This is a genomic window from Acidovorax sp. KPB24-03, assembly GCF_057546605.1.
In genome coordinates this window covers 1-11,773 of record NZ_BAAJYR010000106.1, presented here as the reverse complement: position 1 = coordinate 11,773, position 11,773 = coordinate 1, and the positions used below count along the sequence as shown (strand labels likewise).

General features: G+C 60.7%; 13 protein-coding genes. 4 read left to right on the top strand and 9 right to left on the bottom strand.

Translation table 11 applies throughout. From position 1 onward, the window contains the following. Nucleotides 1-258: 258 nt before the first annotated feature. A complete protein-coding gene (locus tag AC27KI_RS13100) occupies nucleotides 259-465 on the top strand; it encodes a hypothetical protein (RefSeq protein ID WP_487114166.1) in 207 nt (68 codons plus the stop codon). Nucleotides 466-691: 226 nt separating this feature from the next. On the opposite strand, the gene AC27KI_RS13095 is transcribed toward AC27KI_RS13100, so the two are convergent. The 3 genes from AC27KI_RS13095 to AC27KI_RS13085 form a co-directional block, all read right to left on the bottom strand. Next, a complete protein-coding gene (locus tag AC27KI_RS13095; protein ID WP_487114164.1) occupies nucleotides 692-1,102 on the bottom strand; it encodes a (2Fe-2S) ferredoxin domain-containing protein in 411 nt (136 codons plus the stop codon). A gap of 40 nt (nucleotides 1,103-1,142) precedes the next feature. Beyond that, nucleotides 1,143-1,502, bottom strand: a complete 360-nt coding sequence (locus tag AC27KI_RS13090; RefSeq protein WP_487114162.1) for a hypothetical protein — start codon at nucleotides 1,500-1,502, stop codon at nucleotides 1,143-1,145. Between the two features lie 122 nt (nucleotides 1,503-1,624). Continuing rightward, nucleotides 1,625-2,083 carry an HAD domain-containing protein gene (locus tag AC27KI_RS13085; RefSeq protein WP_487114168.1) on the bottom strand — a complete coding sequence of 153 codons (459 nt, stop codon included), beginning with the start codon at nucleotides 2,081-2,083 and terminating at the stop codon, nucleotides 1,625-1,627. 1,167 nt (nucleotides 2,084-3,250) lie between these two features. On the opposite strand from AC27KI_RS13085, the gene AC27KI_RS13080 reads away from it, so the two are divergent. Next, on the top strand, nucleotides 3,251-4,039 hold the full coding sequence (locus AC27KI_RS13080; RefSeq protein WP_487114160.1) for a hypothetical protein: 789 nt from the start codon (nucleotides 3,251-3,253) through the stop codon (nucleotides 4,037-4,039). Nucleotides 4,040-4,368: 329 nt separating this feature from the next. Here AC27KI_RS13080 and AC27KI_RS13075 read toward each other — a convergent pair whose 3' ends face one another. The 5 genes from AC27KI_RS13075 to AC27KI_RS13055 form a co-directional block, all read right to left on the bottom strand. Then, nucleotides 4,369-4,575 (bottom strand): helix-turn-helix transcriptional regulator, encoded by a 207-nt coding sequence (locus AC27KI_RS13075; protein ID WP_487114158.1) that lies wholly within the window; start codon nucleotides 4,573-4,575, stop codon nucleotides 4,369-4,371. Between the two features lie 194 nt (nucleotides 4,576-4,769). Next, entirely contained in the window at nucleotides 4,770-6,065 is a 1,296-nt protein-coding gene (locus AC27KI_RS13070; protein ID WP_487114156.1) for a tyrosine-type recombinase/integrase, read from the bottom strand. A gap of 223 nt (nucleotides 6,066-6,288) precedes the next feature. Further along, nucleotides 6,289-6,594, bottom strand: a complete 306-nt coding sequence (locus tag AC27KI_RS13065; RefSeq protein WP_487114154.1) for a cupin domain-containing protein — start codon at nucleotides 6,592-6,594, stop codon at nucleotides 6,289-6,291. A 24-nt stretch (nucleotides 6,595-6,618) separates the two neighbouring features. Next, nucleotides 6,619-7,431, bottom strand: coding sequence for an alpha/beta fold hydrolase (locus AC27KI_RS13060; protein WP_487114152.1), 813 nt, complete (start codon nucleotides 7,429-7,431; stop codon nucleotides 6,619-6,621). A gap of 186 nt (nucleotides 7,432-7,617) precedes the next feature. After that, nucleotides 7,618-9,066 carry a diguanylate cyclase domain-containing protein gene (locus tag AC27KI_RS13055; protein ID WP_487114150.1) on the bottom strand — a complete coding sequence of 483 codons (1,449 nt, stop codon included), beginning with the start codon at nucleotides 9,064-9,066 and terminating at the stop codon, nucleotides 7,618-7,620. Nucleotides 9,067-9,402: 336 nt separating this feature from the next. Here AC27KI_RS13055 and AC27KI_RS13050 point away from each other — a divergent pair, with 336 nt between their 5' ends. Then, nucleotides 9,403-10,155, top strand: a complete 753-nt coding sequence (locus AC27KI_RS13050) for a tyrosine-protein phosphatase (RefSeq protein ID WP_487114148.1) — start codon at nucleotides 9,403-9,405, stop codon at nucleotides 10,153-10,155. Between the two features lie 97 nt (nucleotides 10,156-10,252). Here AC27KI_RS13050 and AC27KI_RS13045 read toward each other — a convergent pair whose 3' ends face one another. Next, the gene (locus tag AC27KI_RS13045) at nucleotides 10,253-10,747 is read right to left on the bottom strand and encodes an HU family DNA-binding protein (RefSeq protein ID WP_284402479.1); all 495 of its coding nucleotides are present in this window, start codon (nucleotides 10,745-10,747) and stop codon (nucleotides 10,253-10,255) included. Between the two features lie 276 nt (nucleotides 10,748-11,023). On the opposite strand from AC27KI_RS13045, the gene AC27KI_RS13040 reads away from it, so the two are divergent. Next, a partial coding sequence (locus AC27KI_RS13040) for a PhaM family polyhydroxyalkanoate granule multifunctional regulatory protein (protein ID WP_487114145.1) occupies nucleotides 11,024-11,773 on the top strand: 750 nt, incomplete at its 3' end.

Here is an 11,773-nt window from a genome sequence, read left to right as displayed (position 1 = left end):
TTCGAATTCAGAGTAATGTCAATGAAGCAGTTGAGCAAATAATCAGCAGATTCCATAAGAATGACTGTCCATATGGAATTGTTGCGTCTCGACCTCTCTTCTTTAATTCAGGATGGCGCTATAAATACAGAATTCTTGTCTTCGTTTTGAGTTTTTAAGAGGGAATATAAAAAGATTGGTTATTCTGGAGATCAGGCCGAGATATTAATAATAGATGATTTGAATTTCAGGAAAATAATTGGCGCATTTGGAAATGCCATGCTTGAATTTGCTTTCAGAAATGGATTCAAAAGAGAAAGCCTGCCGTTGAATATTTCTGGCATATTTTATCAGGCTGAAATATTCATAACGAGAAAAAACAAGCTTCATCCATTCAGGGTCGCAACATATTTTTTAAATGATGTGCCGATTAGTGAGAAGCAAGCAGTGACAGATTTTTTCCATAGTTTAGAGACTGGCGCCTAGCATGTACGGACGAGCGTAATCATCCTTGAACAGCCATTCAGTCGAAGAGGTGGGGCCGGATGACCGCAATTGCTGCAGAGCAGACCTTCGCATATCCGCACCGAAAGGCGGCCTCGGACCCATGTCGGAGAATCAAGAAAAGGCAAGTGTGGGCGTCCAAAAGCAGACGTTCGCTGGCGCCGCGAATTCTGGCTTTTTCAGACCTTCATGTGGCTAAAGATGCCTTTCACTCAAGCTGCCGTAATGTCTGCTTGGTAGGTAGCGGCTCGGAGGCTATTTCGCGAACAACCTCCCCACGCAGTAGGTGCGCATCAATGATTCGGGCGATGCCCGCCTCATCAATTCCGCCATACCAAGTCCCTTCGGGAAACACCTGCACTACGGGCGCAAGGTTGCAGGGGACCAAGCAACTGGTGCGGGCGCTCATCATGCCCTCCCCGGCATTGCGCAGGTCCAGTCGCTTCTGTTCGTTGCGCAACAAGTGCCCCCAGAGCCATCCTGCCCCTGCATGATTGCAAGGGCCGCCCTGGCAGACCAGCACGCGACGCTTCTGCGGCGGGATCACCGACCCTGCAGTGGCCGCTGCAGCTGGCGCTTCGAAAGCGGGAGCTGTCTGATGCAGCAGGCCTTGCACCATGGCGCAACGGCCAACTGCTCATTGGCCGGAGCAGCCAGTATCACCTTCGCAAGCCGGAGCGGCCCCTCTGAGCTCTTGGCCTGACGCGAAGCCAGCAAAACTTCGGCATCCCGTCGCCAACGCTGTACCGCGCCAGTGCGTCGACCGGGCCCACGGGGGACTCGCGGAGCGCAGTGACCGCTGGCGACAGCACCAGTTTCTCGTAATTGGTGATTCGGTCGTCTAGCGTCTCCTTGTCTGACGGTTCGGAGTAGAAGTCCCGCTGTGCAGCAACGCCCTCAGTGGAGGACAGGTAGGACTCTTGCCTCTTCTTGAAGACGTAGACCTGGGTCTTCCTTTTCCTTTTGCTTGTCCTAACCCCCGCTGCAGTGCCTGAGGGATGAAATGTTGTTTTCGACATGCCACTCTACCTCCCGCATTAGTTCAGTGCCGATCAATGTCTACGTTCGCCGCGAAGTCGTTGTTAACGCCCAGAAATCGGTGGGCAGCTCAGGACCCTGACCTCACGCGGACGTCGACCCCTCACGTCAATAACGCAAGTTTTTCTCTTAAGTCAGCCTGAACCGACACGCATGAAAGACCAGTGTTTCCGTCGCAAGCTACGAGGTTCTTCAGGTGCTCACGTGGCCAGTCACTGACATCGTCATCCAAGGCTAGCCAATGCACGGGCTTCCTTCTTTTTACGTCACCCCATATCTGAAGCCACCTGGGTGTTCGCCTGAACGACTCGAATATCCAAGGGTCTGCACCATGAACCCGCCGATGGAATGTACCCCCGATAAACTTTGATCGCAGCGACTCTGGCAGGCGTTTTAAAGCCTTTCCGTACCCAGGTGCAATGCACCACGTACTGCTCAGAATCAAGCGCACATCGGGAAATCCGGCAAGCGTCTGTTCCAAGAAATGCGTCCATTCGAACAACGTGTGACCAGGCGCCTCGCGTTGGTTGATAAAAGCACCACGTCGAGGATGCCAGTACACAGACTGATGCTGGAGAACGCCATCGAAATCCAGATACAGCACCACCTCGCACTGCGAGGCGGCGGCGCTTGAAAGTACGGGGCGGCTAAGTTTGTCGCAGTGCCGGTCGATTGGTGAGCGGTAAAAACCATGCACACAGACTAATCCAAATCAAGGGCCTAATCTCACCGCTGCACAGGATCCCTCGATTCTTTTGCGACGGTCTTCTTCAGATAAAACCGAAGTACCAAAATTTATTGGTAATTCTCGTTCTCGCTCATTGGGCCCCACTCATATGACGGTTCGAACGTGAGTCTTCTCGGGACGCCTGCTGCCTCTAGAGTCCTTGCACGCCGCCATCGGCGGTGGCAGCTACACCCGAAATGGAACAGGATGCGTCAGCATCCTGCCTGGTCGGCAAACGTGCCCTCGATCTTAGGACAGCACGCCTCAGCTTATGCGGCTGCATCAGGTTTGAGAAGCCTTCCACGGCGGTCGGCTAGTGCCGTCCGCAAGAAGCCCAAAGCTTCACATTCGACCGTTTTACCGTGCAGCGCTATACGTTTCATGGGTAGAAAAATTCCTACGAGGCCCCTCTGCAAAATGGAGCGTTCGTAGCGATCTCGGGGCATCAAAAGCGCAAACAAGGCCCAAGCAATTCAGGCAAGGAGGCACTTCACCCGAGATTGCGCTAAGGGATTATTAGATTAGGTCGAACAGCACCACCAAATTCACCCATGTTTTCAAGGTGGTTCTGGGTGCCGTTTTTCAAAGTCATCCTGTGCCCTATACCGAAGGATCCTTCAGCCTATAGTTTCATGACCTTCGAGCTGCAGCGAATCATTCTCCCAACTACAGTTTTAACGGTGCAGTTTGACGACTACGAAAAATTCTCGACATGCCATCGCTGCGGGCGACGTGAAAACGCTAGCAACGCTGGCCCTTGAAAGCAATCATTTCACGCGACATCAAAAGGACGTCATCCACCGCGCGGCGGCCCGCGCTGAGCGAGCCTCCAGAGTACCTGGTGAGCCGATACTTCAACTACCGCCAAACGCCACACCCAACGAGGTTAACAGTGCTCGGAAAAGGCGCTCCGTCAGACGCGGGAAAGACATATTCCTGCCCTCCTGGAAGCCCGAGACCACGGGATTTCCGAACGTCCTCGTTCGGTCCGCCCTCTGGTCAATGAGGACCATAGAGCTAACACCCGACGGAGCAACCGAGGCTCAAAGCGCCGTAGATCAAGACACGATCAGCGGCGATATCGACCAGGAGACCGGGGGAAGGTTGATTCCTGGAATGGGCGACTTTACTTTGATAAATCGTGGCCCGGCCCTCGGAAGTTATGACCGCAGGGTTTTCGCCAGTTGCGTGGACTATTACAAAGATCGGCCTTTGTCTCCCGGGGGCGACTCGTCATGGGTTGAAGTGTCGTTCTATCTTTTTGTCAATCAAATGGGCGTTGCCTACAGCGCGGAAAGTCACCGCTCCCTTCGCGCAAGCCTCGAAAGACTATCGGCCTTATCCCTTCACCTGCGACACGACGGGTTTGAGCGTCACCTTCCGCGCATCTTGGAAGTGTCCTTCGCCGACGGCAAGGCCCGTGGGGACATTTCAAGCGGCAGCGATAAGATCGTTTTCCGGGTGCTTGAACCGCTAGCCGAACTGTATGGCCCTGCGAAGTGGACAGCAGTGCCGCACACAGCGCTGAACGCCGGCAAGGGACTGAAGTCATGGGTTGCTACCTTCTACTCGACCCACAGACGCTCCCTCCCTCTGCCTCTGGCACTGGTGCAAAGACTCACGGGAACGGGAGCGACAACGGCGAAGTTTACATTCCAACTCAAAGAGAGCTTGAAGAACCTTCAAGAGTCAACCGTACCTGAGGCAGTACGCGTTGCCGACTACAGCGTCAGCAAAACGGAAGTGACTGTGCATCTGACACGGTGGGGGAAAGAGGTGGCTGCGAAGTAGGTAACCTTGAACCCGATCCTCTTTGCTCAACGCTCGATCAACGAAGGCAGGCTCTTTGGCTGTAGCGGCGTGCATCAAGACTTCGTGCTATGGATCGCATCACACTCATGGGCCCATAGTCCAAACGCTTTAGCCGAGCGCTAGTTTTCATTGATCCCCAATAGTTGGCTTCAACAGGTCTGTGAATAAAACGCTCCCACTCACCGAAACTTTTTTTGGCGCGCGCCAAAAAAGCGCATTGCGGGGAAAGTTAAGAGGCGCGTGAACTGAGGGCGTGATCCGCAAGACGTCTCCCGAGAATTGACGCCTAAGGTCCCCCCGTTGAAGGCTCACTGACCATGCGCGACCTCTTGGCCGAGGGAATCGATCAGCCGCTCAATGTCGCTGCGACGCCAAGCGACAGTGCGAGGACCGAGCTGCACCTGCTGGGGATAGCGCCCCACCTTAATGCCCGCATACCAGCTGGCACGCGAGACAGGGACAAGGGTCAGGACTTGAGGAAGACGCAGCAGCGCGTCGTGGTTGGGCATGGTCATCAAACATCTCCATCCTCCGAGTGGTGGGCCGGAAGGTGTCTTCGATGAATCGAAGCCTGCCTCAATCGTGGGGGAGGGCCCATCGGTCATCCGGGTGCGTCCAAGAACGCCTAACGACGTATAGGAATGCGGAGTACCGGTGAAGCAGTGAATTTCTATTGAAATTGTCTATTGGTACAATTTTTCTATAGTTTTCAGGCTGCGCGGCGAAGCGCAATCACTTCGCCGCTGTGCCGCAGTCGGTCCAAGTAATCAGCCCACTGCTGCATCATGTCGTGACGAGCTTCCAAGAATTTCGCACGGTTGTAGGCACTGCCCAAGGGACCACTGGGAGCGTGTGCAAGCTGGGCCTCAATGACCGGGGATGGGAACTTGAGCTGCTCACTCACGATGGTGCGTGCCGTAGCTCTGAACCCATGACCAGTCATCTCTTCCTGTGTGTCGTAGCCCATCCGTTGCAGCGCGGCATTGACGGTGTTCTCGCTCATCGGCCGTTCATGGTCGCGCACACCCCTGAACACATATCCTCCTGGTCCGGTCAGCGGGTGGAGCTCCCGCAGCAGCAGCACGGCCTGCCTAGCGAGCGGGACGACGTGATCGTTCTTTTTGCTCGCCTTGAAGACTTTCGTCCCCTTCATCCGGGCAGCGGGGATGGTCCAAACACCGCCGTCTAAGTCCAGCTCAGACCATTGAGCGTGCCGCAGTTCACCTGGTCGCACCATCAGCATGGGTGAAAGCTTCAGCGCTGTGCGGACGATGAGCGTGCCGGAGTACCCATCAATGGCGCGCAGTAGCTCTGCAAGCTTGGAGGGTTCGATGATGGCTGCCATCCGATCAGAGACGGGCCTGCGCAAGGCCGGTGCCAAATCCCGTGCCGGGTCGGTGAGGGCCAAGCCTGATGCGATGGCGAACCGAAACACCTGGCTGCAGTTCTCGCGAGCACGGTGCGTGGTCTCCAGCACCCCGCGCGATTCAATCCGACGTAAGACATCGAGCACCTCGGGAACACTGATGCGGTCAACGGGCTTCTTTCCGATCCACGGGAAGATGTCCCGCTCCAGGCGCCGGATCACTTTCTCCCCGTAGGAAGGAGCCCAGCCAGATTGATGGACATCGAACCACTCTCGAGCCACGCATTCAAAGCTCCCCAAGGCCGGAAGCCCAGATGCAATACGAGACTCTGCATCCCGTTCAAGCTTTGCTTCTGCCTTCGCCGCTTTGCGTCCATCGCTGGGATCAAGTCCCTCCGCGACCAACTGACGCGCCCGCTTGGCTTTTTCACGGGCGAGGGAAAGCGACGTATCTGGATACGTGCCAAGGGAGAGGGTCTTCCTTCGACCTCGAATCGAGTAGTCGAAGCGCCACCCGTGAGAGCCGCCGTTCACGAAGAGCAGCAGGTACAGGCCCTTGCCATCGCTGAGCCGCTTGCGCAGGTCGCCAGGTTTCACATTGCGCAGGGCGGTATCGGAGAGGCCAATCGAGATAGGCATACAGTAACTTTCGCAGGAGTTCTAATACTCGGTATAGCGAAAGTCACTGTTCATGCGGCCTCCAGCACGGAATGGGGGAGAGTCCCAGGCCACCAGTCATTAAAGCCCTTGGTTCTTGCGAACCAAGGGCTTTATGCTTTGGGCAGGTCTTTACGCTGTCGTTCTGGGGCGGTTTGCTATTGCGCCACCACTGCAATCCCGCAATCCCGAGCATCCCGCCGATTCAAGCCGCACTCGACCGCCGCGCCACCCAGTACGTGGCCCCATCCGGACCGTAACGCTCCTCGTGCGGTTCCAACCGATCCAGTTCGAACCTATCACCGGGCACCAGGTGGCGCGTGGTGCCCGACTGCGTCAGCCACATCTCGCCCGCCACCACCAATGCACTCGCATGAAAATCGTGCCGATGCTCCTGCGCGATTTGCTGCGGGGCCCAGGTGCGAACGAGTGCCTGCTCGTAGCCTTTCGCCAGCGCCTGGCGCTCGAAGTCTTCGAAGGTCGCGGGAATGGGGGCGTGTGGCTCGGCCATGGCGTCAGCTTTTCAGGAATGCGATCAAGGCGGCGTTAAATTCCTGCGCATGCGACAGGTTGAAGCCATGCGGCGCCCCGGCGATGACCTTGAGCACGCTGCCAGGAATCGCCTTGTGGGTGCGGGCGCGCTCACTTCAAGCGGCACGATGGCGTCGGCATCACCGTGAAGGACCAGCGTTGGGACCTTCACGCTTTTCAGGTCTTCGCGGAAGTCGGTTTTGCCGAAGGCTTGGATGCAGTCGAGCGTGCCCTTGGGCGAAGCCATGGCGGCGATGTCGCGGGCGTACTGGCGCTGTTCCTCGCTGACCTTGAGCTTGCCGTCCACGCTGAAGAAGTTGTGCGTGAAGTCTTCCAGGAACGCCATCCGGTCTTGTTTGACGCCTTCCTGGAATTGCGCAATCGTCGCGTCGTCCAGCCCACCCTCCGGGTTGTCGGCGCTTTTGTAGAGGTAGGGCGGAACGGCGCCCGCGAAGACCAGCTTGGCCACGCGCTGGCTGCCGTATTTGGCGATGTACCGCGCGAGTTCGCCGCCGCCCATCGAGAAGCCGACCAGCGTGGCACCCGTGAGATCGAGGCCGGTCATCAGCGCATCGAGGTCTTTCGCGAAGGTGTCGTAGTCGTAGCCCTCCCAGGGTTGCGACGACGCGCCGAAGCCGCGGCGGTCATAGGCGATCACGCGGTAGCCCGCTTCGACGAGTGCTGGGATCTGGGCTTCCCACGAGCGTCCACTCAGGGGCCAGCCATGGATGAGCACGACGGGGGCGCCCTGTCCGTAATCTTCGTAGTGGATCTCGACGGGATGGCGGGCGCTGGATTCGGTTTGGAGCTTGGGCATGGGGGTGCGGACCTCGGCAGTGGGTGGATGTGAGCGGGGATGGGTGAAGGAAGTCCATTGGGTCCAGAATTTCAAATCACGTCAATCAGACCTGTCCTACTCAACCGTTGGCGCGTTCGGTCCTGCGCAGGACGAGCGCAACGCAATCACCTTCGCGAGCGCGGTGTCTGAGGTGGCGGTGCGGCGTCACGTTGGCGGTGTGCCCTCATACACCTGCAGTCCGCTGGCCTGCTGCTTGGCGCCATACATGGCAAGGTCGGCGCAATGCAGCACCTGGGCGGCCACGGTCGAATTCTCGGGCGAGCGCGCGATGCCGATGCTGGCTCCGACGTTCACCCACTGGTCCGGCCGCACCTGGATGGGCTGCCGGATGGCGCTGACGATGGCGGCGGCGGCCTCCTGCACGCGCTGCAGGTCCTGTGAGCGCATCAGGATGGCGAATTCGTCTCCGCCCAGGCGCGCCAGCGTGTCCGACGAGCGCACGTGCTTCTTGGTTCGCAGCGCCACTTCCTTCAAGACGGCATCTCCCGCTTCGTGGCCGTAGTTGTCGTTGATGGCCTTGAACTTGTCGAGATCCATCAGCAAGATCGCGTATCCGGTGTTCAGGGCCTGCTGGTTCTGCTCGGCGTTCTGCAGATTGATCTCGAACAGCCGCCGGTTGGCCAGGTGGGTCAGCGCATCGCGGTGCGCCACGTTCTCGAGCGGCACGACCACCCGGTTGGTGATGAGGTTCGCGGCCAGGATGGAGAGGAACGAACTGAACAGGATGCTGGCGGCGAACAGCCCCTCCAGCCGCAGGAAGGGCGAGAAGACCGGCGCGAACGGCTTGGCCACCACCGCGATGACGTTGGAGCCCTGCAGCCCGCCCAGGTTGATGACCTTGGCCCGGTACTGCGCACCGTCCGTGCCTTCCGCCGAAAAGTTCTCGGACGACTGCGTGTGTTCGTGGATGCTCCGGTTGAGCACGATGCCGGGCAGGGTCGAGGTGTGGATGACGAAATCGCCTTCGCTCTCCTGCGAAAGGAACGCCATTTTCAGTTGCGTCATCTTGGTGAACTGCTCCACCGCCATGGTGTTGACGCGGTAGCCCAGGAAGATGTTCATGATGGGCATGGGGGCGCTGATGGTGGCCTTGACCCAGTTGTAGAGCACGGGCGTGTGCTCCCCCGCAGCCAGCGGCCCGATGCTGCGGCCGGTCTCGCTGATCTCGGTCGCCAGGGCCTCCAGCGTGGCGTCCAGGTCCATGTCGCGCTCGTTCAGAAGCTGGGTCGCGGAGGCGCGGGCCACGACCTTGTGGTTGAGGTCCGTGAGGACGATCAGCTCGGCCCCCGTGCGGGCCAGCTGGCTGGCCAGCGCCGACTCGATGGTTGCGCGGTTGCCGTTGGCGATCGTGTGCTGCAGCCCGTAGTCTTTCGTGACCAGGAGCGAGGTTTGCTGCCGGTTGTCCTTGCGGGTCGCGGCCGTGTACAGAAAGGTCTGCGCCCCGCCTTCCAGCGCGGAGTCCACGCTTTCCAGCGCGATCTTGCGGTTGGCGAAGTGCAGGAAGACGAACGCCACCACCTGGACGATGATCAGCGCCGGAACCAGCAGCATCAGGAGCTTTCTGGTGGAAGCGTTCGCCAGCGTCTTCTTCATGGATGCAAGCCTCCTCCTGAAATTATGGAATGGAAGGCCGGACCGTGGACGGTCGCTGGCCTTGGATTCTTCATGTACCTCTCCGCTTCGAACCCGGCCCCTCGCGCCGGGGACCCGCTTGGCAGGGGCCGGCATTCGCCCTTGCGTTCTTTCTCCGTGCCTCTTTCTGTGCACTTGCATCCATGCCACCGCCATGGCTTCCAGCGGGGTCGGGTGCTCCGTAGCCAGTATAGGGGGCGCCTTGCGATTGGGGCAGGGGTTCGCCTGGGATGGGCTTTGCGGGCGATGCGCTTGCGGCCCCCTCCGGTCCGCGCGCCTTTCGCATAAAGTGGCTGCATGAGCGACTCACCTTCCTACACCCGTTCGCTGAACCTGCTGGGCGCCACGAATTTCCGCGATCTGGGCGGCTACCCGGGCGAGCAGGGGCGGCCCGTGCGCTGGCGCCGCCTGTTCCGCTCCGACCACCTGGCCGCGCTGACCCCCGAAGACGCGCGGGCGCTGTCGGCGCTGGGTCTGGCGCGCGCCGTGGATTTCCGGGGGGAGCACGAGCGCGCCACGCTGGCCTACGTGCTGCCGGACGTGGCTTATTACCCGCTGTCCATCGAGCCCACGGTGGTGCAGCGTGCCAAGGAGATGGCGCTGTCGGGCCACACGCTCACGCCCGAGATCGCGATGGGGCTGATGCGCGACACCTACCGCGCTTTCGTCGCGCACAACACGCGCGAGTTCGCCGCGCTGTTCGAACACCTGCTGGACAACGACACGCCGCTGGTCTTTCACTGCACCGCGGGCAAGGACCGCACGGGCTTCGCGGCGGCGCTCATCCTGCTGGCGCTGGGCGTGTCGCGCGAGGTGGTGATGCAGGACTACCTGCTCACCAACGGGCTGTATCGGCGGCCCGCGCAGGTGAACGGGGCTGCGCCGGATGCGGTGCTGAACGTGCTGTGGCGCGTGCAGCAGGACTTTCTCGAAGCGGCGCTGCAGGCCGTGGACACGGACCATGGCGGCGTGCTGCGCTACCTGGAGCAGCGGCTGGGCGTGGGCCCCGGCGAGCGCAGGCGCCTGGCGCAGTGGTATCTGGAGCCCTGATGGGAACGCGGTGCGCATGAAAAAAAGCCGGCACAGGTGCCGGCTTTTTTCGTTGGGCTGGCGGTGCCGCCAAGGCACCGCGGAGCGCATCGGTCGATCAGACCGTGGCGTCCTTGAGCTTCTTCAGCGCGCGGGTCTTGATCTTGACCGATGCGGGCTTGGCGGGGAACCAGCGCTCGGCACCCGTGAACGGGTCCTTGCCGAAGCGCTTTTTCTTGGCAGGCACTTGCTGCAGGCCGATCTTCATCAGGCCGGGCAGCGTGAATTCGCCGGAGCCCTTCTTGTGCACCGATGCCAGGATGGCCGATTCCAGTGCTGCGAGCACGGCCTTGGCGGCCTTGGGCTCGACGCCGGCCTGCTGTGCCAGGTGGGCGATCAGCGAGGTCTTCGTGAACACTTCCTTCAGCGGCTTGAGCGCGGCAGGAGCGGCCTTGGCGGCGACGGGGGCCTTGGCCTTGGGGGCTGCGACCTTCTTCACGGGAGCGGCCTTCTTGGCCGGTGCTGCGACCTTCTTGGCCACGGGGGCTGCCGCCTTCTTGGCTGCGGGAGCGGCCTTCTTTGCAGGCGCGGTGGTTTTCTTTGCAGTTGCCATGGTGTTGGTATTTCTCGGAAAAAGTGGTGAACATTCCAGCATGCTGGTCGCCGGATTCTAGGGGGTTTGCATCGGCGGGCGCGGGCCGCACGCGGATTGCACGCTGCAAGCGGCATGGATGCTGGGTTCGAAGGCCCCGAGGCGCGCGCAGAAAGCGGTGCCGGCGAGGTGCCCTGGCGATGCCGGGCGATGCCCGCGGCGTTGGCCCCGCGGGGCAATCGCGTTAAGCTGTCCCATCCCCACCGGCGCCATGCAGCGCATCGCAAAGGAATGGCCATGAGCGACACATCCCCCTTCGGTTTCGGCAGGTTCGTGCCGGGCTTCGACTTCCTCCAGAACCTGGCCAAAGGCGCGCCGGGCGGCGTGCCGCAGATGCCCAGCCTGTCGAGCTGGGTGGCCCCGACGATCAGCGTGGAAGAACTGGAAAAACGCATCGATGAATTGAAGGCCGTGCAGTTCTGGCTGGAGCAAAATTCGCGCGCGTTGAGCGCCACGGTGCAGGCGCTGGAGGTGCAGAAGATGACCCTCGCCACGCTCAAGGGCATGAACGTGGCGATGGGCGATCTGGCCGGTGCCTTCGCGCCCAAGCCATCGCCTGCGGCGCCCGCCCCCGAGCCCGCACGTGCCAGCCCCGCCCCCTACCGCGAGCCCCAGCGCGAGCCACCGGCCGAGGCGCCCGCTTCCGAGTCCGCGGCCCAAGAAGACGCCGCCAGCGACCACGCAGCCGCAGGCGCGGCGTCCACCGCGCTGCCCGGCGTCGTGGACCCGATGCAGTGGTGGGGTGCATTGACCAGCCAGTTCCAGCAGATCGCGGCCCAGGCGATGGGCGACGCGTCGCACCAGGCCGCGGTGGAGGCCACGCGCGGCGCGGCGGCCGAGGCCTTCAAGACCGCCACCGACATGGCCACGCAACTGGCCTCACAGGGGCTGCAGGGCGTGCAGGAGGCCGCGCGCATGGCCCAGGCGCCGCAGGGTGCCAAGGCGGCAACGGCCCGCAGCCGCCAATCTGCCGCGCCCCGTACCGCA

Excerpts from the sequence above, each read along its gene's own strand:
- AC27KI_RS13045 (WP_284402479.1), bottom strand. The coding sequence starts at position 10,747 with ATGGCAACTGCAAAGAAAACCACCGCGCCTGCAAAGAAGGCCGCTCCC.
- AC27KI_RS13075 (WP_487114158.1), bottom strand. The coding sequence starts at position 4,575 with ATGACCATGCCCAACCACGACGCGCTGCTGCGTCTTCCTCAAGTCCTG.
- AC27KI_RS13095 (WP_487114164.1), bottom strand. The coding sequence starts at position 1,102 with ATGGTGCAAGGCCTGCTGCATCAGACAGCTCCCGCTTTCGAAGCGCCA.
- AC27KI_RS13060 (WP_487114152.1), bottom strand. The coding sequence starts at position 7,431 with ATGCCCAAGCTCCAAACCGAATCCAGCGCCCGCCATCCCGTCGAGATC.
- AC27KI_RS13100 (WP_487114166.1), top strand. The coding sequence starts at position 259 with ATGCTTGAATTTGCTTTCAGAAATGGATTCAAAAGAGAAAGCCTGCCG.
- AC27KI_RS13080 (WP_487114160.1), top strand. The coding sequence starts at position 3,251 with ATGAGGACCATAGAGCTAACACCCGACGGAGCAACCGAGGCTCAAAGC.
- AC27KI_RS13090 (WP_487114162.1), bottom strand. The coding sequence starts at position 1,502 with ATGTCGAAAACAACATTTCATCCCTCAGGCACTGCAGCGGGGGTTAGG.
- AC27KI_RS13065 (WP_487114154.1), bottom strand. The coding sequence starts at position 6,594 with ATGGCCGAGCCACACGCCCCCATTCCCGCGACCTTCGAAGACTTCGAG.
- AC27KI_RS13070 (WP_487114156.1), bottom strand. The coding sequence starts at position 6,065 with ATGCCTATCTCGATTGGCCTCTCCGATACCGCCCTGCGCAATGTGAAA.
- AC27KI_RS13050 (WP_487114148.1), top strand. The coding sequence starts at position 9,403 with ATGAGCGACTCACCTTCCTACACCCGTTCGCTGAACCTGCTGGGCGCC.
- AC27KI_RS13055 (WP_487114150.1), bottom strand. The coding sequence starts at position 9,066 with ATGAAGAAGACGCTGGCGAACGCTTCCACCAGAAAGCTCCTGATGCTG.